Annotated in this window: 19 protein-coding genes and 1 tRNA gene; 10 read left to right on the forward strand and 10 right to left on the reverse strand. The window is 71.3% G+C overall.

Annotation, left to right across the window (positions count from 1 at the left end):
• The first annotated feature begins 17 nt into the window (after nucleotides 1–17).
• Genes ACIHAD_RS19130 through ACIHAD_RS19145 form a run of 4 tightly spaced genes read left to right on the forward strand, consistent with a single transcriptional unit; the run spans nucleotide 18 to nucleotide 4,611 of the window.
• A complete protein-coding gene (locus ACIHAD_RS19130; protein WP_397355807.1) occupies nucleotides 18–1,307 on the forward strand; it encodes an ABC transporter substrate-binding protein in 1,290 nt (429 codons plus the stop codon).
• A 3-nt stretch (nucleotides 1,308–1,310) separates the two neighbouring features.
• Nucleotides 1,311–2,240: a carbohydrate ABC transporter permease gene (locus ACIHAD_RS19135; RefSeq protein WP_397355808.1), complete on the forward strand. Its 930-nt coding sequence runs from the start codon at nucleotides 1,311–1,313 to the stop codon at nucleotides 2,238–2,240.
• A 10-nt stretch (nucleotides 2,241–2,250) separates the two neighbouring features.
• A complete protein-coding gene (locus ACIHAD_RS19140) occupies nucleotides 2,251–3,072 on the forward strand; it encodes a carbohydrate ABC transporter permease (RefSeq protein WP_364084620.1) in 822 nt (273 codons plus the stop codon).
• Nucleotides 3,073–4,611, forward strand: coding sequence for an amylo-alpha-1,6-glucosidase (locus tag ACIHAD_RS19145; RefSeq protein WP_397355809.1), 1,539 nt, complete (start codon nucleotides 3,073–3,075; stop codon nucleotides 4,609–4,611).
• A gap of 12 nt (nucleotides 4,612–4,623) precedes the next feature.
• Here the strand turns inward: ACIHAD_RS19145 and ACIHAD_RS19150 are convergent, their stop codons facing one another.
• Nucleotides 4,624–4,773, reverse strand: a complete 150-nt coding sequence (locus ACIHAD_RS19150; RefSeq protein ID WP_397355810.1) for a hypothetical protein — start codon at nucleotides 4,771–4,773, stop codon at nucleotides 4,624–4,626.
• Between ACIHAD_RS19150 and ACIHAD_RS19155 the strand changes: the two genes are divergently transcribed.
• Entirely contained in the window at nucleotides 4,772–5,011 is a 240-nt protein-coding gene (locus tag ACIHAD_RS19155; protein ID WP_397355811.1) for a response regulator transcription factor, read from the forward strand. The two genes, ACIHAD_RS19150 and ACIHAD_RS19155, sit on opposite strands and share 2 nt — an antisense overlap.
• 1 nt (nucleotide 5,012) lies before the next feature.
• On the opposite strand, the gene ACIHAD_RS19160 is transcribed toward ACIHAD_RS19155, so the two are convergent.
• A complete protein-coding gene (locus ACIHAD_RS19160; protein ID WP_397355812.1) occupies nucleotides 5,013–5,816 on the reverse strand; it encodes a spermidine synthase in 804 nt (267 codons plus the stop codon).
• Between the two features lie 88 nt (nucleotides 5,817–5,904).
• Here ACIHAD_RS19160 and ACIHAD_RS19165 point away from each other — a divergent pair, with 88 nt between their 5' ends.
• From ACIHAD_RS19165 to lat, 4 genes are all read left to right on the forward strand, one after another.
• Nucleotides 5,905–7,416, forward strand: coding sequence for a penicillin-binding transpeptidase domain-containing protein (locus ACIHAD_RS19165; protein WP_397355813.1), 1,512 nt, complete (start codon nucleotides 5,905–5,907; stop codon nucleotides 7,414–7,416).
• A gap of 47 nt (nucleotides 7,417–7,463) precedes the next feature.
• A complete protein-coding gene (locus ACIHAD_RS19170; RefSeq protein ID WP_397355814.1) occupies nucleotides 7,464–8,111 on the forward strand; it encodes a hemolysin III family protein in 648 nt (215 codons plus the stop codon).
• Nucleotides 8,112–8,169: 58 nt separating this feature from the next.
• Entirely contained in the window at nucleotides 8,170–8,712 is a 543-nt protein-coding gene (locus ACIHAD_RS19175) for an HdeD family acid-resistance protein (RefSeq protein WP_397355815.1), read from the forward strand.
• A 66-nt stretch (nucleotides 8,713–8,778) separates the two neighbouring features.
• Nucleotides 8,779–10,047 (forward strand): L-lysine 6-transaminase, encoded by a 1,269-nt coding sequence (gene lat, locus ACIHAD_RS19180; RefSeq protein ID WP_397355816.1) that lies wholly within the window; start codon nucleotides 8,779–8,781, stop codon nucleotides 10,045–10,047.
• Between the two features lie 7 nt (nucleotides 10,048–10,054).
• Here lat and ACIHAD_RS19185 read toward each other — a convergent pair whose 3' ends face one another.
• Entirely contained in the window at nucleotides 10,055–11,281 is a 1,227-nt protein-coding gene (locus ACIHAD_RS19185) for an NAD(P)/FAD-dependent oxidoreductase (RefSeq protein ID WP_397355817.1), read from the reverse strand.
• 120 nt (nucleotides 11,282–11,401) lie between these two features.
• On the opposite strand from ACIHAD_RS19185, the gene ACIHAD_RS19190 reads away from it, so the two are divergent.
• Nucleotides 11,402–12,073 carry a helix-turn-helix domain-containing protein gene (locus ACIHAD_RS19190; protein WP_397355818.1) on the forward strand — a complete coding sequence of 224 codons (672 nt, stop codon included), beginning with the start codon at nucleotides 11,402–11,404 and terminating at the stop codon, nucleotides 12,071–12,073.
• 12 nt (nucleotides 12,074–12,085) lie between these two features.
• On the opposite strand, the gene ACIHAD_RS19195 is transcribed toward ACIHAD_RS19190, so the two are convergent.
• From ACIHAD_RS19195 to ACIHAD_RS19225, 7 genes are all read right to left on the reverse strand, one after another.
• Nucleotides 12,086–12,277 (reverse strand): LuxR C-terminal-related transcriptional regulator, encoded by a 192-nt coding sequence (locus ACIHAD_RS19195; protein WP_397355819.1) that lies wholly within the window; start codon nucleotides 12,275–12,277, stop codon nucleotides 12,086–12,088.
• A gap of 197 nt (nucleotides 12,278–12,474) precedes the next feature.
• Nucleotides 12,475–12,550, reverse strand: a tRNA-His gene (locus ACIHAD_RS19200).
• Between the two features lie 68 nt (nucleotides 12,551–12,618).
• On the reverse strand, nucleotides 12,619–13,212 hold the full coding sequence (gene orn, locus ACIHAD_RS19205) for an oligoribonuclease (protein WP_397355820.1): 594 nt from the start codon (nucleotides 13,210–13,212) through the stop codon (nucleotides 12,619–12,621).
• A gap of 68 nt (nucleotides 13,213–13,280) precedes the next feature.
• Nucleotides 13,281–14,498, reverse strand: a complete 1,218-nt coding sequence (locus ACIHAD_RS19210) for a DUF2510 domain-containing protein (protein ID WP_397355821.1) — start codon at nucleotides 14,496–14,498, stop codon at nucleotides 13,281–13,283.
• 46 nt (nucleotides 14,499–14,544) lie between these two features.
• On the reverse strand, nucleotides 14,545–15,966 hold the full coding sequence (locus ACIHAD_RS19215) for a hypothetical protein (protein ID WP_397355822.1): 1,422 nt from the start codon (nucleotides 15,964–15,966) through the stop codon (nucleotides 14,545–14,547).
• Nucleotides 15,967–15,987: 21 nt separating this feature from the next.
• The gene (locus ACIHAD_RS19220) at nucleotides 15,988–17,700 is read right to left on the reverse strand and encodes a protein kinase (RefSeq protein ID WP_397355823.1); all 1,713 of its coding nucleotides are present in this window, start codon (nucleotides 17,698–17,700) and stop codon (nucleotides 15,988–15,990) included.
• Nucleotides 17,701–17,774: 74 nt separating this feature from the next.
• The gene (locus ACIHAD_RS19225) at nucleotides 17,775–20,138 is read right to left on the reverse strand and encodes a protein kinase (RefSeq protein ID WP_397355824.1); all 2,364 of its coding nucleotides are present in this window, start codon (nucleotides 20,136–20,138) and stop codon (nucleotides 17,775–17,777) included.
• Between the last annotated feature and the right edge of the window lie 62 nt (nucleotides 20,139–20,200).

Consider the following 20,200-nt stretch of genomic DNA (forward strand, 5'->3'; position numbering starts at 1 on the left):
CCCTGAAGGAGCCCATCATGAAGCGTGCGCTGGCCGTACTGGGTCTGCTCGCCACCGCCGCCACCGCCTGCAGCGGCGGTGGAGGGAACGTTCCAGGCGTGAGCGGGAACGCCGCCGCAGGGCAGGTCACCATCCGCTGGTCCACCTGGGGATCGGCCGAGGACGTCAAGCTCTACGAGTCCTTCACCAAGGACTTCGAGCAGCGTCACCCGAACATCAAGCTCAAGCTGGAGTCCGTCGCCAAGTACGAGGACTACCACCCCAAACTGCTCGCCCAGCTCACCAGCGGCACCGCCCCCGACGTGTTCTTCGTGGGCGACGACAACATCGGCAAGTTCGTCTCCGCCGGGGTCGTCCAGCCGCTCAACGACCAGCTCGCGGGCCCCGACTCCAAGAGCAAGCCCGAGGACTTCTTCGACGGCGTGTACGGCGGCGCCAAGAAGGACGGCCAGATCTACGGCGTCCCGAACGACACCAACCCCGAGGTCCTCTGGTACGACAAGAAGGCGCTGAAGGCCGCCGGCATCACCGAGGACCCGGCCACCCTCAACGCGTCCAAGCAGTGGACCATGGCCAAGTACCTGGACATGAACGCCAAGCTCAAGGCCGCGGGCCTGGGCGGGTCCGTCTACTGGAACTGGTACGGCTCCACGTACTCGGTCGTCTCCGGCTTCGGCGGCAAGGTCTGGGACGGCGGCAAGTTCGTCGCCACCACCGACCCCAAGTCCCGCAAGGCGCTGGAGACGCTGGCCAAGGGCTACCAGGACAAGACGTTCCTGAGCGCGGACCTGCAGCCCGCGAGCAACAGCGGGAACACCCAGCTCATCAAGCACAAGGTCGGCTTCTACGCCGGCGGCCGCTGGGTGATCGACATCGTCAAGAAGGGCGGCGAGCTGGACAACTACGACATCGTCCCGTTCCCGTCCGAGACCGGCGAGCCGATGCCCGGCGCCGTGGCGGCGTCCTACCTGGCGCTCAACAAGGGCACCAAGCAGTCGAAGGAGGCCTTCACCTTCCTGACGGAGTTCGTCAGCAAGGAGGGCCAGCTCCTGCGGCTCAAGAACGGCGGCGCGGTGCCGTCCATCAAGGGCGCCGAGCAGGTCGTGCTGGACGGCAACTACCCCGCGCACGCCCAGACCTTCCTCGACGTGCGTGACACCGGCTTCGCCAACTTCCCCGAAGAGGTCTCGGTGCCCGGCCTGACCGCCTCGATCAACGAGCACCTGATGAAGGTCTGGCAGGGCAAGCTCGGCTTCGAGCAGGGCATGACCGAGCTGCAGACCCTCGTCGACGGCAAGCTGGGCTAGCGGATGGCCGTGCTCGCCGGGCCGCGCGGCAAGACCGCCGCGCGGCCCGCCAAGAAGCTGCGCGACCGGGACGGCTGGTGGGCCGCGATCTTCCTCGCGCCGCAGGTCGGCGCGCTGGTGGTGTTCCTGGTGATCCCGCTCGGGTTCGCCGTGGTGCTGGCCTTCATGAACTGGGACGGCCTCGGCGAGAAGTCGTGGGCGGGGCTGGCCAACTTCGCCGGCCAGCTCACCGACCCGCTGTTCGGCCGCGCGGTGTGGAACACGCTCAAGCTGGCGCTGCTGACCGTGCCCTTCGGGCTCGCCCTCGCGGTGCTGATCGCGGTCGCCCTGAACAGCATCAAGGGCAGCAACGTCTACCGGGTCGTGTACTTCATGCCGGTCGTCACCAGCTCGGTGGCCGTCGCGCTGATGTGGCAGGTCATCCTGGCCGGCGACGAGAACGGCGTGCTGAACACCTCGCTCATGAGCTGGTTCGGCGTCAGCGGGCCCGACTGGCTGCTCGACCCCGGCTGGGTCATCGTGGCGATCGCCGTGGTGACGATCTGGTCCTCGCTCGGCCTCAACGTGGTGATCTTCCTGGCCGGGCTCCAGACCATCCCGCCGCAGGTCGTCGAGGCCGCCCGGATCGACGGCGCGGGCCCCTTCCGGATCTTCCGGTCGGTCACGCTGCCGCTGCTGTCGCCCACGATCTTCTTCTCCACCGTGGTCGCGGTGATCAGCTCGTTCCAGGCGTTCGACCAGATCTACGTGCTGGTGGACCCGAAGGACAACGAGGGCGCGCGCACGATCGTGTACCACATCTTCGATCTCGGGTTCAAGAAGTTCGAGTTCGGGCCGAGCAGCGCGGCCGCCCTGATCCTGCTGGTGCTCACGCTGCTGGTGACGCTGGTCCAGTTCGCCGCGCAGAAGCGCTTCGTCCACTACGACTCGTGAGGCGGTACGCATGAGATCACGGCAGATCGGTCTGCACGCCGCGCTCACGGTCGGCGGGCTGCTCATGCTGTTCCCGTTCGTGTGGATGTTGTTCACCTCCGCCAAGGGCGTGCGGCAGATGATCAACGACCCGACGGCCTGGCTGCCGGCCCCCTGGACCTGGCAGAACTATCCCGACGCGCTGTCGACCATGCCGTTCGGGCTGGCGTACTGGAACAGCTTCTACATCGCCGCCCTGAACGTGGTGCTCACCCTGCTCACCTCGGCGATGGCCGCCTACGCCTTCGCCCGGATCAGGTTCAGGGGCTCGGGCGTGCTGTTCGTGCTGTTCCTGGCCACGCAGATGGTGCCGTCGCAGGTGACGATCGTGCCGCTGTACCTGATGCTGGCCAAGTTCGGCTGGATCGACTCGCACCTGTCGCTGATCGTCCCGACGATCGCGAACCCGTTCGCGGTGTTCCTGCTGCGCCAGTTCATCAGGGCGGTGCCGATCGAGCTGGAGGAGGCGGCCAGGATCGACGGCGCGGGCCGGTGGCGGTGCTTCTGGAGCATCGTGCTGCCCAACATCCGGCCGGGGCTCGGCGCGCTCGGCATCATCGTGTTCCTGGCGTCCTGGAACTCGTTCCTGTTCCCGCTGATCTTCCTGAACACGCCGGAGCTGTTCACCGTCCCGCTGCTGCTCAGCCAGTTCGCCCAGCAGCACGGCGCGACCGACTACGGGCAGATCCTGGCGGCCTCGGCGATCGCCGTGGTGCCGACGCTGATCGCGTTCCTGATCGGGCAGCGGAAGATCATCAACTCGATGGCCGCCTCCGGCCTGGGAGGAAAGTAAGTGCTGGACCTGCGCGAACGCCCCTTCACCGAGCGCGGCTCGCGGTTGCTCGTCATGGCGGCCGACGACGGCTCGCTGCGCGTCGCCGAGGCGCTCTACGAGACCCGGCTCGACGACACGACCGTCCGCGCCGGCCTGCGTTTCTACGCCGGCTCCCGGGAGCTGCGCGTACGCCGGGCCCTGCCCGACCGGGTGGAGCTCGACGGCGACGTGACCCTGGCCTTCGCCGACCCCGGCACCCTCGTCGCGGTCGGCGAGGGCGCACGGGCCGTCTGGGACGGCGGCGAGACCGCCATCGACGGCTGTGTCACCCTCGCCGGCGAGCCGACCGTCCGCGACGGGGCCGAGGTCCTGGCCCGGGCCGCCGAACGCTGGGCCGCCTGGTTCGCCCGGATGCCCGCCGTCCCCGCCGAGCTGCGCGAACGCGCCGAGCAGGCCTGGTGGACGCTGGCCGTCAACCTGGTACGCATCCAGGGCAGGGAGTCCCTCGTCCCCTCCAAGTACGGCTACGTCGGCCTGTGGAACTGGGACTCCTACTTCCACGCCATCGCCCTCAGGCACGCCGACCCCGCCCTGGCCAGGGAGCAGATCCGCATCCTGCTCGACAACCAGCGGCCCGACGGCCTGATCCCCGACGTCGTGCACGACCACGGCGTGCTCGCCGAGACCACCGACCTGCCCCGCTCCGACCTGGCCAGGCTCGCCCAGCACGTCGGCGGCGAGCCGATCCGGCACGTCGTGCCCGTCACCAAGCCGCCGCTCACCGCGTGGGCCGTGTGGAAGATCCACGAGGTGGACCCCGATCCCGCCTTCCTGGCCGAGGTCTACGAGCCGCTGGTCAGGTCGCAGGAATGGTGGTTCGCCCGCTCCGACCCGGACGGCGACGGCCTGGCCGAGTACCTGCACCCGTACTCGTCGGGCCTGGACGACAGCCCGATCTGGGACGGTGGCCCGCGCGCCGAGCCCCCGGACCTGAACTCCTACCTGGCCCTCCAGTACGACCGCCTGGGCGACATCGCCACCGCGCTCGGCAAGGACGACACCGGATGGCGGACCAGGGCCCAGGCGCTCGTGGACCGCATGGTCGAACGCCGCTGGAACGGCCGCCGCTTCGTCACCAAGGTCGCCGGAGCCGCCGACGCCGACGTGCGCACGCCGCTCGACCTCATGCCGCTGCTCACCGGCCGCCTCCCGGCCGAGATCGCCGACCGCCTGGTCCAGGACCTGACCTCGCCCGCCTTCTGGGCCGAGCGTCCGGTGCCCACGGTGGCCTTCGACGACCCGCGCTTCGACCCCGACGCCATGTGGCGCGGCCCGGTCTGGCTGAACGTCAACTACCTGCTGATCGACGGCCTGCGCCGCTCGGGCCACCCGGACGTCGCCGCCGAGCTCGCCGCGCGGACCCTGGCCATGGTGCGCGACGGCGGCGGCCTCTACGAGTACTGGAACCCCCTCACGGGACGGCGGGCGGGCCGGGCCACGACCGGCTTCGGCTGGTCCTCGGCCCTGTTCATCGACCTCGCCCACGCCGCCCTGTGAGGAATCGACGCCCTAGGAGGACTTGACCAGCGCGAACGCCCCCCGCGTCAGCACCAGCAGCTCCTGGGCCACCGGCCCCTGCTGGAAGGGGGCGGCCGGGTTCACGGCCGCCGTGGACACCACGTACGTCCGGCCGTCGGCCGTCCGGGCCAGGAAGCTCATGGCCAGCAGGCCCGGCTCCGAGCCGGGGGAGTCGCTGACCCCCAGGGAGCGCGACGTGCTGCGCGAGATGGCCCACGGCCGCTCCAACGCCGGCATCGCCCGTGCCCTGCACCTGTCGATCTCCTCGGTGGAGAAGAACGTGAACGCCATCTTCACCAAGCTGGGGCTGGAGAACAGCGGCGACGTGCACAGAAGGGTGGCCGCCGTCCTGGCCTACCTCGGCCCGGCCGACCGCTGACTCAGCCGAAGACGGCCGGGGGCGGGACCGGGGCGAGGACGGAGTCGCCGTCCTTGATCGGGTACGCCCCGCCGATGAAGTTCTTCAGCGCCTCCCCGTGCACGCAGCGCGCCTGGGTGAGGCCGCCGGCCGCGCGCCGGGACAGCAGGTCGAGCGGCAGCTCCGTACGCGAGGCCGCGACGATCAGGTTGCCGAACCGGCGGCCCCGCATGATCCCCGGCTCGGCCAGCAGCGCCACGTGCCGGAAGGCGTCGCACACCGTGGCCAGCAGCCGCTTGGCGAACGCCAGGCCCTTGCCGTCGGCCATGTTGACCAGCAGCGTGCCGTCCGGGCGCAGCACCCGCGCCAGGTCGCCCATGTACTCCGCGGTGGCCAGCTCCACCGGCATCGTGGCGCCCGTGAACGCGTCCAGCACGACCAGGTCGGACGAGTCGTCCCACACCTTGGCCGTGCCCTCGCGGCCGCCGGCCACGATGACCTTCAGCCGGGGGACCGAGCGCAGGTCGAGCTGCTCGCGGACCAGGTTCACCAGCAGGCCGTCGGGCTCGATCACGATGTGCCGGGAGCCCGGCCTGGTGGCCGTGACGTAGCGGGGGATCGTGCACGCGCCGCCCCCGACGTGCACGCAGCTCAGCGGCCCTTCGGGCAGGAGGTCGATGACGTCGGCCATGAGCCGGACGTACTCGAAATCCAGAAATGTCGGGTCTTGTAGGTCAACGTACGACTGAGGTACGCCATCCTTGGACAGCACCCAGCCGTCCTGCCTGTCCAGGTCCCGGAGAAGTTCGACCTCGCCGAACGTCACCGGATAAAGGCCAGGCATCGGTTCCCGCTGTCCACGTGCCACGCTGATCCCTCCCTGGGAGAACCGTATGCGACGGAGAAGGCTGATTGTGCTCGTCATCGCGGTTGTCGCGATATTAGGGGCGGGCACCTTCGCCGTTCTGGCCGCCGGCCGGGTCAAGGGCAGCGCCGCCAAGACCGCCGCCGCGTACTTCGACGCCTGGCGGAAGGGGGACGTCGCGGGCATGGCTCTGCTGGTGGACCGGCCGCCGGCCGACTTCTTCGACCGCCACCGCTCTCTGTCGCAGAAGCTGGGTGTCGAGTCGATCCGGCTCACCCCGGGGCCGGTGCGCAGCACGGGGGAGGAGTCGGCCGAGGTGCGCTTCGTGGGCGTGCGCGAGCTGACCGACCTCGGGCCGTGGCCGTTCGACAGCACGTTGCGGCTGGGCGTACGGGATCGGGCGTGGCGGGTGCTGTGGGCGCCCGAGACGCTGCACCCGCTGCTCAAGGACGGCGGCACGCTGGAGCTGGAGGAGGTCGAGGCGTCGGCGGCCGAGCTGGTCACCAGCGAGGGCGCCAAGATCCCCAACGACAGCTACGCCGACGCCTACCTCAACCCGCTCAAGCCCGAGTTCGCCAAGGCCAACCACGGGCTGGAGCTGGTGTCGAGGGGGCCGGGCCGGCCCGAGAAGGCGCTGCTGGCCCGCCTGCCGAAGGCGAACGTCGAACGCACCACCCTGTCGCGGCCGGTCCAGGCGGCCGCCGCGCGGGCCCTGGACGGCGTGGCCGACTCCTCGATCGTGGTGCTCCGACCGAGCACGGGCGAGATCCTGGCCCTGGCCGACCGGTTGGAGGACAACTTCAGCGCGGTGCGCGACGCCTTCCCGCCCGGCTCCACGTTCAAGACGATCGTCGCCGCCGCGCTGCTGGAGAAGGGGGTCACCCCGGCCGACGAGATGGGGTGCCCGGCCTCGTACACGCCGGCGTTCTCGGCGCCGATCAGCAACGACGGCGGCGCGGACCGGGGGACCGTCACCTTCGCCGACGCCTACGCCTACTCCTGCAACACCACCTTCGTCGAGCAGGCCACGTCCATGCTGACCATGGAGGACCTGCGCGCGACCGCCGCCCGGTGGGGATTCGACCGGCCGATGGCGACCGGCGTGGGCGGCCGGTGCGGCACGATGCAGGAGACCGACGACACGGACATGTTCTCCCTGAACGTCATCGGCCAGGGCACGGTGGTGGCCACCCCGTTGTGCATGGCCACCGTGGCCGCCGCCGTGCAGAACGGCACATGGCGCTCGCCCCGCCTGCTGTCGCAGGACGACGTGCGCCGCGTGGACGGCGAGCCGTTCCCGGACGTCCGGCTGGACGAGGGGGTGGTCGGGGCGTTGCGGGAGATGATGGCCGCCGTCGTGGACCACGGGACGGCGAGCCAGGCCGGGCTGCCGGAGGGCGTGGCGGGCAAGACGGGCACCGCCGAGGTGGAGGGCCGGACGTCGCACGGCTGGTTCATCGGCTACCGGGGCGACCTGGCGTTCTGCGTGTTCGTCCGGAACGGGGGCTCCGGCCGCTCGGCGGCGGTGCCGATCGCGGTGCGTTTCCTGAACGGACTGTGACCGGCGGCACTTCAGCTCAATCCGTAACCTACGGTACCGTAGGTTACATGACGACCATCACCGTGAAGCCGAGGCTGCGTGGCTGGTTGCACACCGGGGCGCTGCCGGTGACGCTGGTGGCCGGGTTCGTGCTCGTGGCGCTCGGCCCGACCCAGCAGGCCCGCCTGGCGGCCGGCGTCTACGCCATCACCTCGGGGTTGCTGTTCGGCATCTCGGCGACCTACCACCGGGGCACGCCGGGGCCGCGGCTGGCCGAGGTGCTGCGCCGGTTCGACCACGCCAACATCTACCTGATCATCGCGGGCACGTACACGCCGTTCGGGCTGCTGGCCCTCGACGGCGTGGCCAGGGTCGCCGTGTTGTCCGTCGTGTGGGGCGGCGCGCTGGCCGGGGTGTTGTTCCGGGTGTTCTGGATGGGCGCGCCGCGCTGGCTCTACACCGTCCTGTACCTGGCGCTGGGCTGGACCGCGATCTTCGTGATGCCGCAGCTGCTCGAAGGGGCCGGGGTGGCCGCCGTCGTGCTGGTGGCCGTGGGCGGGGTCTTCTACTCGGCGGGAGCCGTCGTCTACGGCCTGCGCCGGCCCGATCCGTCCCCGCGCTGGTTCGGCTTCCACGAGGTTTTCCACGCCTTCACGATCGCCGCGTACCTGGTGCAGTACATCGCGGTGTCGATCGTGGTCTATTCCCACATGTAGGCAGACATTTGACCCTTGGCTGGTCTCTTTTCGTGCGAATCACGGAAAGCAGAGCAGTATGCAGGAACTTTCGCGCTCGTGGTGGCTGCTGCTCGTTCGTGGCATCGCCGCGATCATCTTCGGTGTGCTGGCGTTGATCTGGCCGGGGATCACGCTGCTGGTGCTGGTGATCTTCTTCGGTGCGTACGCCATCGTCTCCGGTGTCTTCGAGCTGTTCGCCGCCTTCCGGCACGGCGCCCGGTCACGGGCCTGGCTGATCTTCTCGGGCATCGTCGGCATCGTGGCGGGTGTCATCGCCTTCGTCTGGCCGGGGATCACCTCCCTCGCCCTGCTCTACCTCATCGCCTTCTGGGCCATCATCTCCGGCATCTCCGAGATCGTGGCGGGCGTGCGGCTCCGCAAGAGCATCGACAACGAGTGGATGTTCATCACGGCCGGCATCCTGTCGGTGATCTTCGGTGTCCTGCTGCTCATCTGGCCGGGCGCCGGAATGCTGAGCCTCGTCTGGCTGATCGGCATTTTCGCGATCCTGTATGGAATCGCGATGATTGTGCTGTCACTTCGTTTGAAGAAGTTCATTCGCGGGGCAGGAATACCGTAAATTTTACGGATACGACCGGGTTCCTCGTGAGGAACCCCCGGCCTGTCTCACGACATTGGAGAAGGCATGGACGTACACACCCGCCTTGCCCGCCACCTGCTCGTCGATGGCTACCGTCTCGTCCTCGATCTCGAACTCAGCCGTGGCTCCTGGTTGGTGGACGCCCGCAACGGCCGCCGCTACCTGGACTTCTACACCTTCTTCGCCTCCGCCCCGCTCGGTGTGAACCCGCCCTTCGACCCCGACTTCGCCGCGCTGCTCGGCCAGGTCGCCCGGAACAAGCCCGCCAACCCCGACATTTACACCGAGCACCTGGCCGACTTCGTCGACACGTTCGCCCGCGTGCTCGGCGACCCCGAGCTGCCCCACCTGTTCTTCGTCGAGGGCGGCGCCCTGGCCGTGGAGAACGCGCTCAAGACCGCCTTCGACTGGAAGAGCCGGCACAACGAGGCCGCCGGCCGCCCCCGCGACCTGGGCACCCGGGTCATGCACCTGACCCGGGCCTTCCACGGCCGCAGCGGCTACACGCTGAGCCTGACCAACACCGAGCCGGGCAAGACCGACCGCTTCCCGAAGTTCGACTGGCCGCGCATCGACGTGCCGGCCATCCACCTCGGCGACGTGGAGGCCGCCGAGGGACGCGCGCTGGCCCAGGCCAGGGCGGCGTTCGAGCGCCACCCGCACGACATCGCCTGCTTCATCGCCGAGCCGATCCAGGGCGAGGGCGGCGACAACCACATGCGGGCCGAGTTCCTGCGCGCGATGCAGGACCTGTGCCACGAGCACGACGCCCTGTTCGTCCTGGACGAGGTCCAGACCGGCGGCGGCACCACCGGCACGCCCTGGGCCTACCAGCAGCTCGGACTGGCCCCCGATGTGGTGGCGTTCGCCAAGAAGGTGCAGGTCGGCGGGATCATGGCGGGCCGCAGGGTCGACCAGGTGGCCGACAACGTCTTCCAGCTCAGCGGCCGGATCAACTCCACGTGGGGCGGCGGCCTGGTGGACATGGTCCGCAGCCGCGGCATCCTGGAGATCATCGAACGCGACGGCCTGATCGCCCGGGCCGGCACGCTCGGCGGCGTCCTGCTCGAACGGCTCACCAAGCTGGAGGCCGAGCACCCCGACACCGTCTCCGCCGTGCGCGGCAGGGGCCTGATGTGCGCCTTCGACCTGCCCGACCAGGCCGCCCGCGACGGCTTCGTGACCCGGCTCAGGGAGGAGCACGGCGTGCTGGCGCTGCCCTGCGGACCCCGGTCCGTACGCCTGCGCCCGGCGCTGAACATCCCCGAGGCCGACCTCGAACACGGCCTGAACGCGCTGTCGGCCGCGCTCTGAGCGCCGCTCACTCGGTCGAGGCGATGCTGGTGGCGCTGCGGCGCGGCCCGCCGTAGCGCCAGAAGAAGTTCAGCAGCACGCTGACCCGGTTGCGCCCGCCCAGCAGGTACGCCACGTGCACGAAGATCCAGGCCAGCCAGGCGGGCAGGCCGCGCATGGTCAGCCCGTTGCGCAGTTGCAGCACCGCCTCGGCCTTGCCGACCGTGGCCATGATCCCCGGGTCGCGGTAGGAGAAGCGGCTGAGCGGCCGGCCGTGCGCCGCGGCCAGGATCTGCCTGCCCACGTGCTTGCCCATCTGGATGGCCGGCTGGGCGAGCTGGGGCAGCGGGTCCGGCTGCCCCGCGAGGTCGCCGGCCACGAAGATCTCGGGGTGGCCGGGCACGTTGAGCGCGTCGGTGAGCGTGATCCGGCCGCCCTTGCCCTGCGGCAGCCCCCAGTCGGTCACCTCCTTGGGCGCGGTGACGCCGAGGGCCCAGACGGTCACGTCGCTGGCCAGCCGCGTCCCGTCCTCCAGGATGACGGCGTCCGGCTCCACGCCCGCCACCGTGGCTCCCAGGCGCATCCGCACGCCTCTCCGGCGCAGCGCCGCGGCCGCCGCGTCCCGCAGCCGTGGCTTGTACGGCGCCAGCACGTAGTCGAACCGCTCGACCAGGGTGACGCTGGTCTGGTCGGGCCGGATCTCCGGATGCGTCAGCGGGACCGTACGGCGGCGCAGCTCGGCCAGCGTGCCCGCGGTCTCCACGCCGGTCGCGCCGCCGCCCACCACCACGACGTGGGTGCCCTCGCGCCGGCCCGCCGCGGTGTCCTCCAGGCAGTGCTGGAGCCGCCGCCGCAGGACGGCCGCGTCGCGCAGCGAGTAGATCGGCAGCGCGTTCTCCTCGGCGCCGGTCACGTGGATCCAGTTGGTCGTGACGCCGGTGGCGATCACCAGGTAGTCGTAGTCGAGGGTGGAGCCGTCCTCGAACTCCACCCGCCGGTCGGAAGGGTGCACCTTGCTCAGCGCGGCCCGGTGGGCGCGGACGTTCGGCCACTTCGCGGCGAACGTACGGATCGGGTAGGAGACGTCGGACGTGCCCATCCCGGCCGTGGCCACCTGGTAGAGCAGGGGCTGGAAGGTCGAATAGGGGTTCCGGTCCACGAGCGTGACCAGGGCGCCGCCCTTGGCCAGTTCCCGCGTCGCGGCCAGGCCGGCGAAGCCCGCTCCCACGACGACGACGCGCGCTCTCCGCACCATGACCACGTTCCTTCCCGGGATTCCGATTCATGGTCCATATGGCACCCAGAGCATCGGTTAAACCATTTCTGCCAGATGCACCACCGGGAAGAGGGGAGATTCCGGGGTAGGGCACTTCGTATGTCTGAGCAAGTGACCACGATGGAACGTCTGGGCCGCCGGATAGCCGAACGTCGCGAATCGCTGAACCTGAGCAGGCAGGACCTTGCCGACAGGTCCGGCGTGGCGGTCGGCTACGTCGCCTATCTGGAGGACCAGTCGAGCATCTCGGTGCGCGAGGCCCTGGCCCGCCTGGCCGTGGCGCTGGAGACGACCGTGGAGGGCCTGCTCGGAGAGGTGGCGGAGACGCCCGTCGGCGCGGGCCCGGCCTCGGCGCACCCGACGCTGGTCGCGCTGGAGGAGGACGAGTGCCTGCGCCTGCTGCGGCCCGGGGGAGTGGGCCGGATCGCCTTCGAGGGCCGCCACGGCCTGACCGTGCTGCCGGTGAACTTCCGCATGTCCGAGGGGGCGATCGTGTTCCGCACCGTGGCGGGCGGCAGCACCGACGAGGACCTGAGCACGGGGGTGGAGGACGTCGAGTACAAGGTCGCGTTCGAGGTCGACCGCATCGAGGAGCTGACGCGGAGCGGCTGGAGCGTGCTCGTCCACGGCTCGCTCCACCACGTCACGACCGAGAAGGAACGCGCGGAGGCCGAGAGCACCGGCGTCGAGCCGTGGGCGGGCGGACGGCGCCAGCACTACCTGAAGATCAGGCCCACCCGCCTGACCGGCCGCAGGATCGCGCCCGGCTGAACCACCGCCGGGTCAGGAGCCGTCCTTCCTGATCGAGAGCCACAGCCCGATGGCCGTGACCCGGGAGTCGACGCCGAGCTTGGCGTAGATCCGGTTGACGTGGTTCTTCACGGTCTTCTCGCTGAGGAACAGGCGCTGGGCGATCTGGCCGTTGGACTCGCCCGTGGCGATCAGGTCCATGACCTCGGCCTCGCGTTTGCTCAAGGAGGTGAACACGCTATCGAACGCTGCGTCGTCGACTCTCATCCGGCCTCCGGGGGCGCGCAGACGGTCTGATCGCCGATGGCCCCCGCGCTTCCGGCGTTAGCGGTAGACAGCGAGCATAACTCGCATTGTCCTGATTTGGGGGCGTTGTCGGGAGAAAACGACAACAGCCGGTCCCGAGGGACCGGCTGTGCGCTTGGGGTGAGTGAAGGGACTTGAACCCTCGGCATCCAGGACCACAACCTGGCGCTCTGCCAACTGAGCTACACCCACCATGGCCGCCAGCTCCGTGACGGCACAGGAAAAGTGTAGCGGGGTTCGGGAGTCTTTACGCCATCCAATTAGCCGCTGACCCGCTCGGCGAGTTGCCGGGCGGTCGCCGAGTCGGGCCCCGGCTGGGCCACGAAGATCGCCGCGCGGTAGTAGCGCAGCTCCCTGATGCTCTCCTTGATGTCGGCCAGCGCGCGGTGGCCGCCCTGCTTCTCGGGGGCGGCGAAGTAGACCCGCGGGTACCAGCGGCGGACCAGCTCCTTGATCGACGACACGTCGATCATGCGGTAGTGGAGATAGGCGTCGACCCCGGGCATGTCCCTGGCGATGAACGTGCGGTCGGTGCCGATCGAGTTGCCGCACAGCGGCGCCTTCTTCGGCTCCGGCACATGGCGCCGGATGTAGTCGAGCACGACCGACTCCGCCTCGGCCAGCGTGACGCCGCCCGGCAGCTCGGGCAGCAGGCCCGAGGCGGTGTGCATCTCGTGCACGACCTGCGACATCTGCTCCAGCGACTCCGGCGGCGGCTTGATGACCACCTCGACGCCTTCGTCGAGCTGATTGAGCTCGCTGTCGGTGACGACACACGCCACCTCGACCAGCGCGTCACGGCCCAGGTCGAGCCCGGTCATCTCGCAGTCGATCCAGACCAGCACGTCACTCATTCGATCTCCTCGCCCAGCGGCTCGGAGCAATCCGCCCGCTTGTTACCCCACCAGCCTAGTGCCCCCGCTTACGCGGGCTTGAGCGAGCCGAGAACCTTTCCGACCACGTCGGTGCCCAGATTGTCGGGAACGGAGATGTACAGCAGCGTCGGACGCTGCCCCGGCCCGCGGTCCATGAGCACGATCGCGGCGTTCTCCTTCTTCCACTTGTAGCCGTTCTTCTCCGCGACGGCGGTGAAGTCGAGCTGGAACTGCATCACCCACGCCTGGCGGTCGCCGATCTTCGTGGCCTTGTTCTCGATGATCTTGGTCGTGTGCTGCGGCTCGTAGAACTCGGTGCTGAACTGCATGAACAGCGCCTTGGCCGTCTCCTCCAGCCCCGAGGCGCCCGCGTACGGGATGAGCCCGGCCAGCGGGCCGGCGTAGGCGTTGCCGATCCAGTCCTTGTCGCCCTCGTAGTTCTCCTGCGAGCTGGCCTGCACGCCGCTCGTCCACATCTGCTGGGACGGGTCCGCGCCGTTGACGTCGCCGTACGCGGGCACCTTCCAGCCGTCGGGCGCCTGGTAGGACAGGCCGCTCGCCGGGTCGGTGATGCGGCCGCCCTGCGGCTGCGGCAGTTCGCCGCCCTGCGAGGGGAGCTCGGTCGGCGGCTGCCCGGAGGGCGGCTCCTCGGTCGGGAACGGCTGCGACTCCTCGGTGGAGGGCGAGGCCACCGGGGTGCTGCTTCCCCGGTTGAGGAAGAAGATCCCGGCGACCACGATCAGCGCGACCACGACCAGCGCGGCCAGTCCGCCGAACACCCACGGCAGCGGGTTGCCCTGCTTGGGCGGCGCCTGCCCGGGACCGGGCAGCGGGCCGCCGCTCCACTGCGTGGGCTGCTGCCCGAAGGCGGGCTGCCCGAAGGCGGGCTGCCCGAAGGCGGCCTGACCCTGGGTGGGCTGACCCTGGGTGGGCTGACCCTGGGTGGCCTGACCCTGGGTGGGCTGCGGGCCGTAGGGGGGCTGACCCTGCGCGGGCTGCCCGCCGGACGCCGGCTGCCCGTAGGGGGGCTGGCCGAAGGCGGGCTGGCCGTACTGGAGCGTGGGGTTCGCCGGGCCGGCCGACCAGTCGGGCGACGACTGGGGCTGTGGCCCCGGGCCTGGCTGCGGCCCGGAGGACGGCTGCTGCGGCTGAGGCTGCCGCTCCTGCGCGTGGGTGGCGTCCGTCCATTGGTTGCCGTCCCACCAGCGGAGCTGCGGCTCTCCGTACGGGTCGGGGTACCAGCCCGCGGGGGTCTGCGTGGTCATGCCCGTCAGATTAGTAAGAACCGCTTTGTTGCGCATTCAGTGAAGGTCAACACTTGTAGGTGAAGCTCGCCTTGTCCGTACGCGCCGGTCCCGGCGAGAGCACCTTGAGCGTGGCCGTGGCCTTGACGTTGCTCTTGCCCGACAACGTCCAGCGCAGCGGCACCGAGTAGGACGTCTTGTCGGCGCTCGTGCGCAGGCTGCCCTTGACCACCTCCTTGTCCAGGTTCTTGCGCCACTCGTAGCGGATCTCGCCCACGCCCCCGTTGGTGACCACCGTCCCGGTGAGCACGATCGCGCCGCCGCAGCCCAGCGTCTTCTTCGGCGCCACCACGTCGATCGACTGCACCGCCAGCTCGGGGACGTCCGTCAGCCGGAACCAGGCCACGATCGCGCCCGCCATGACGACCGCGAAGAGCGCGGTGGACAGGATCGTGCGCCGCCGCCGTCGCCGCGACACCCTGGCCACCCGGCCACCGGAGCGCTTCTCCGGCTGGTGGACGGTCGCGGCGCCGTCACGTCCCTCGCGCCAGATCCGCTCGGCCGTCGTCTCCTGGCGGGGCTGCTGCGCGGTCCCGGCGGAACCGGCCCCCGCACCGGCCCCCGCACCGGCCCCCGGGCCGACCCCCGGGCCGAACTGCAGGCGCGGCGGCGACCCCGACGACGGCACGCGCAGCAGCGTGACGATGTCGCCCTCGTCCTGGGGCACCGGCGGCGGCTGCGCGGCGAACGACGGCGCCTGCGCGAACGCCGACCTGCCGCGGGCCGCCCGCGCCAGCGCGTCCCGGCTGATCAGGCCGCCGGGCAGCGCCGCGCGTTCCTGGTGCAGCATGGCGCGGGCCGCGTCGAGGCCGAGCGTGGTGGCCGTGCCGGCGGCCCGTTCGAACAGGCCGGCGGCCCGGGGCGCGGTCTGCGTGAACGAGGCGGCCAGCCCGCGGGCCAGCGACGCCCAGCCCGCCGCGTCCCGCTCGCGCGGCGAGATCTGGCCGCGGATCGCGTCGGACAGGCCGCGCTCCGACAGCAGCGCGGCCCCCTCGGCGGTGATCACCACCGTGCCGGGATGCACCGAGCCGTGCGTGACCCCCGCGGCGTGCAGCGCGAGCAGCGTCTGCCCGGTCTCCATCAGCACCGACGCCGCCCCGGCCGGGTCGATGGGCGCCCCGGCGAGCAGGTCGGCCAGCGTGGGGCTGACCGCCTGCGCGGTGAGCAGCCACACCTGGTCGCCCGCCGCGACCACGTCGGCCACCGGGATCAGCCCGCCCAGGCCGCCCAGCACGAGGTGCTGGTCGGTCATGACCGTGCTCACCACCCGTTCCCGGACGCCGGGCAGGCCGATGACCCGCGGGTCGAACAGCAGCGCCCCGGCCCTGCGGCCGTCCGGCGAGATGGCGTCGATCCAGTTGCCCAGCTCGGTCATCCACGTGTGCTCGGTCAGCCGGAACCCGGCGATACCGTTCCTGTGGTTGTCCATCCCCCTTGCCCCCCGGCGCGTCTAGCGCTGCTTTCTGTGGCGTCCTGTCATGCGACGTTTCACCGCAAGTGTGACCGGAACCGCGCCCGACGTCATCAGGCCGAGCGCGAGGAGTCCGGCCTGCGCCTTGCCGACCTTGTCCAGAGTGGGCGTCTCGGTGCCGCCTCCGCCGTCGCCGCCGTCGGTCGAGGTCTTGGTCGGCGTCTGCGATGTCTCCGAAGGCGCCGGGCTGCTCGGGGGCGGGCTGCTCGGGGGCGTCCTGGTGGGCGGGGCGGAGGTCGGGGTCGGGGTGGGCGTGGGGGCGGCCGAGGTGGGCTTGCTGCCGTCGCTGGTCGTGCTGTTCTTGCCCGTGATGTCCGGCTCGGGGGAGTCGGTCGGGGTCGGCTTCGGTGTCTTGACCGGCCTCCTGGTCGGCTTCCGCGTCGGGGTCGGCTGGGGCGTCCTGGACGGCGAGGCCGTCGTCGTCGTCGCCGCCGTCGCCGTCGGCAGGACGGGCGGCGGGGTCGAGACGGCCGGGTCCGTGGAGGACGGCGTCGGGTCCGGCTCCGAGGTGGTCTCCTCGGGCGTCGCGGTCGGCTCCTCCTCCGTGGGCTCCTCGTCGATTCCCGGCTCGGACGCGCTGGGCGTGACCTCGCTCGTCTGGGCCCGCAGCACCGGCTCGTCGGTGGAGGAGTTGACCAGGATCACGCCCACGGCCACCACCACGCCCACGGCCACCGCGCCGATCGCGACCTTGGCCGAGAGCTTGCTCAGCAGGCGGGCGGGGTCGGGGAAGCGGGTCTCGGTGAGCGCGGTCCGCGTCTCGGCGGGGTCGTGCAGCGGGCTCGGGAACAGCAGGATCAGCAGACCCGCGAGCGCGGCCAGGCGGCGGCGTCCGCGCTCCTCCCAGTCGGCGCCGTACGCCTCGGCCGCGATGGCCTCCAGCTCGGTCAGGAACGCCTCGGCCGACGGCGGCCGCTCGCCCGGCTGCTTGGCCAGGCCGCGTTCGACCAGGCCCTGGAGCGCCGACGGCACCTCCTCGACGGGCGGCGCCGCGCTCTGGTGCTGGCGGGCGAGCGCGGCGATGTTGGGCGCCCGGTAGGGCCGGGTGCCGGTCAGGCACTCGAAGAACACGACGGTGGCGGCGTAGACGTCGGTCGCCGGCCCGGCGGGCCCGCCCGTCCACTGCTCCGGTGCCATGTACGGCGGCGTGCCCGCGGCGCTGACCCCCTCGCCGGCCCGGACCGCGATGCCGAAGTCCACCAGCTTGCTGTCGCCGTCGCCCTGGACCATCACGTTCTCGGGCTTGAAGTCGCGGTGGACGACGCCGATCGCGTGCGCGGCGGCCAGGCCCTGGAGCGAGCCCTTGAGCACGACCAGCGCGGCCTCGGCCCCCGTCGGCCCCTCGGAGCGCAGGACCTCGCGCAGCGAGACGCCGTTGACCAGCTCCATGACGATCGCCGCGCCCTGCCCGGACTCGACGTAGTCGATCAGGCGCGCGTGGTGCGAGCTCTGCAGGGTGCCGAGCAGCCGGGCCTCGTGCCGGAACCTGGCCACGAAGCCCATGTCGGACCTGAGCTCGTCATTGAGATATTTGATGGCGACTTCCACGCCGTCGTGATCGCGCGTGGCCAGGACCACCCGACCGGCGGCACCGCTGCCCAGTTCCCGGACTTCGGTATAGCCGGGGACCCCCCACTGCCCTTCGCCGTACATAACGGTCTCCTCTGGAGTCATTCGGGCCCCCACCCGCATCAAACGCTGCGTAGCTTAACCAGAGGGAAGGGCTTTCCCACCACCGATATGCCGATATGGCCGAATTTGCGAGGTTAGTCCGCCGTGCCGGGCTTATCGGGTTGCGGGGATTCCTGCGGTTTGGGCGTTTCCTGTGGTTTTGGGGTTTCTTCGGGCTTTGGTGTCTCTCTAGGGCATTCTGGGGTTTTTCCGGTCGCCCGTTCCGTGCCCTCGGCTGCCGCGGGCGACGTGCTCGCCGTGACCGTCCAGGTCGTGCCGCACGGGACGGTCCTGAGCGCCTGGCTCACCGTCCTGGTGTACGTGGTGTCGCCGGACAGCGTGACCCGCTCCGAACCGGCCGGTTCGCCGCCGAGCAGGAACCCCACGTCCAGCGTCACCGGCCGGTCGTCGGCCGTGACCACCGAGACGGTCGCCACGAGGCCGCTCTCGCCGAGCCCGGCCCGGACGATCGAGACCTTCCGCACGGCGGGCGGGCAGGTGACCTCGGCGCGGGCGGTCTGGACGCGGTCGCCGGCGCGGACCCGTACCGACAGGGTGGAGCCGCAGGGGCGCGACCGGAAGGCGTGGGTGAACAGGCGGGAGTAGGACGTCCGGCCGGACAGGCTCGCCGTACGGGTGCCGACGGTCTCGCCGTCCACCGCGAACGCGGCCTCGACCGGGATCGCGCCGGTGCCGTCGGCGGTCACCCTGACCTGGGCGCGCGCGGTCAGCCCCGGCGCGTCGGGCATCGCCAGCGAGACGCGCAGCCCGCTCACCCGCGTCGGGCAGGCCGGCACGGACACCGAGGACGACCGGGGGCCGCCGGGCGCGGCGGGGGAGGTGGCGACGGTCAGCGTGACGGTCCTGCCGCAGGGACGTTCGCCGATGTCCCAGGTGAAGGCGCGGGTGTAGGAGGTCGCGCCGCTCAGCCGCAGGCGCTGGACGTGGCCGTCGCCGCCCGGCGCGGTCCACGTCCCGGTGGCGGTGACGGCGGCGCCCCCACCGGTCCGGACGGTGACGGAGGCGCGCGCGAGGCCGTCGTCGTCGACCGTGACGTCACCCACGCTCACCCCGAGGACGGTCGCGACGGGCGTCGGGGTGGGGGTTGGCGTGGGAGTCGGGGTGGGAGTCGGGGTGGGCGTGGCGGCCGGGGTGGGCGTCACCGGGGGCTTCGGCGTGGCTGTCCTGGTCGGCTTCCTCGTGGGCGTGCCCGTCGGCGTGCGCGGGGCCGGGGAGGTGGCGGGCGGTCGCGAGGCGGGGGCCGTCGGCGGCGGCAGCAGCTCGGGCGAGGACGCCGGGGACGGCGGCCCCTCCGGCGAGGTCCGCGGCGTCGCCTCGGGCGTGCTCGGCGGCGCGACCACGGCCTCCGCGGTGCTCGGCGGCGCGGTCACCGCCTCGGTCGTGGCCGGCGGCACCGCGACGGCCGCGCCGACCGGCTGCTCGGGGGGTTGCCGCCGGGCGGCGAGCGCGACCACCACCGCCACCGTCACCACCGCCACCAGGGCGGTGCCCATGCCCACCCGCACCGCGTTGGAACGCAGGCCGTGGAAGACCGTCCTGGCCAGCGACGTGGTGACCTCGGGGACGGGCTGCGGCGGGGCCGGCAGGAGCAGCGCGAGCAGGGCCACCAGCGCGGCCAGTCGTCGCCGGCCGCGCTCCTCCCAGTCGTCGCCGTACGCGGCCCGCGCCGTGGCCTCCAGCTCGTCCACGAAGGCCAGGGCGCTCGGCGGCCGGTCACCCGGCTCCTTGGCCAGGCCGCGCCGGACGAGCTCCTGAACCGGCTCGGGCGCGTCATGGAAGGGCACCGGCGCGTGCACGTGCTGGTAGCCGAGCACGCCGGCCTCGGTGGACCGGTACGGCCGGTGCCCGGTCAGGCACTCGAAGAAGACCACGGTGGCCGCGTACACGTCGGTCGCCGGCGAGGCGGGCCGGCCGGCCCACAACTCCGGCGCCATGTACGGCGGCGTGCCCTCCGGATGTGTGGCCGTGCCCTGCGGCACCGCGACGCCGAAGTCCACGAGCTTGCTCGTCCCGTCGTCGCGGACGAGCACGTTCTCGGGCTTGTAGTCCTTGTGCACGACGCCGGACCTGTGGGCCCTGGCCAGGCCCAGCAGCGAGCCCTTCAGCACGACGAGCGCCGCCTCGGGCTCGGTCGTGCCGTTCTCACGCAGCAGGGCGCGCAGCGAGACGCCGTTGACCAGCTCCATCACGATGCAGGCGCCGTTCGGCTCCTGGATGTACTCCCACATCGTGGCGATGTTCGGGTCGCGCAGCGAGGTCAGCACCCGCGCCTCGGCCTGGAAGCGGGACAGGGCGGCGGGGTCGCGCAACAGCGCCTCGGAGAGGTACTTGATCGCGACCTTCACGCCCGTCTCGTCGTGCACGCCCAGCACGACGCGCCCGCTCGCGCCCGCGCCGAGCTGTCTGATCTCCGTGTAACCGGGAGCACTCCACTCCATCGCCCTCTCCCATCAGGAGCCGGCCCACCTGATGAGACGCGTGATCAAGGAGTCGGGTTTGC

The sequence above is a fragment of the Nonomuraea sp. NPDC052265 genome, from assembly GCF_044547985.1.
GTDB lineage: Bacteria > Actinomycetota > Actinomycetes > Streptosporangiales > Streptosporangiaceae > Nonomuraea.

Bases quoted from the DNA above. Each gene is read 5' to 3' on its own strand.
- ACIHAD_RS19130 (WP_397355807.1), top strand. From the start codon at position 18: ATGAAGCGTGCGCTGGCCGTACTGGGTCTGCTCGCCACCGCCGCCACC.
- ACIHAD_RS19135 (WP_397355808.1), top strand. From the start codon at position 1,311: ATGGCCGTGCTCGCCGGGCCGCGCGGCAAGACCGCCGCGCGGCCCGCC.
- ACIHAD_RS19140 (WP_364084620.1), top strand. From the start codon at position 2,251: ATGAGATCACGGCAGATCGGTCTGCACGCCGCGCTCACGGTCGGCGGG.
- ACIHAD_RS19155 (WP_397355811.1), top strand. From the start codon at position 4,772: ATGGCCAGCAGGCCCGGCTCCGAGCCGGGGGAGTCGCTGACCCCCAGG.
- ACIHAD_RS19150 (WP_397355810.1), bottom strand. From the start codon at position 4,773: ATGAGCTTCCTGGCCCGGACGGCCGACGGCCGGACGTACGTGGTGTCC.
- ACIHAD_RS19170 (WP_397355814.1), top strand. From the start codon at position 7,464: ATGACGACCATCACCGTGAAGCCGAGGCTGCGTGGCTGGTTGCACACC.
- ACIHAD_RS19175 (WP_397355815.1), top strand. From the start codon at position 8,170: ATGCAGGAACTTTCGCGCTCGTGGTGGCTGCTGCTCGTTCGTGGCATC.
- lat (WP_397355816.1), top strand. From the start codon at position 8,779: ATGGACGTACACACCCGCCTTGCCCGCCACCTGCTCGTCGATGGCTAC.
- ACIHAD_RS19185 (WP_397355817.1), bottom strand. From the start codon at position 11,281: ATGGTGCGGAGAGCGCGCGTCGTCGTCGTGGGAGCGGGCTTCGCCGGC.
- ACIHAD_RS19190 (WP_397355818.1), top strand. From the start codon at position 11,402: ATGTCTGAGCAAGTGACCACGATGGAACGTCTGGGCCGCCGGATAGCC.
- orn (WP_397355820.1), bottom strand. From the start codon at position 13,212: ATGAGTGACGTGCTGGTCTGGATCGACTGCGAGATGACCGGGCTCGAC.
- ACIHAD_RS19210 (WP_397355821.1), bottom strand. From the start codon at position 14,498: ATGACCACGCAGACCCCCGCGGGCTGGTACCCCGACCCGTACGGAGAG.
- ACIHAD_RS19215 (WP_397355822.1), bottom strand. From the start codon at position 15,966: ATGGACAACCACAGGAACGGTATCGCCGGGTTCCGGCTGACCGAGCAC.
- ACIHAD_RS19220 (WP_397355823.1), bottom strand. From the start codon at position 17,700: ATGCGGGTGGGGGCCCGAATGACTCCAGAGGAGACCGTTATGTACGGC.
- ACIHAD_RS19225 (WP_397355824.1), bottom strand. From the start codon at position 20,138: ATGGAGTGGAGTGCTCCCGGTTACACGGAGATCAGACAGCTCGGCGCG.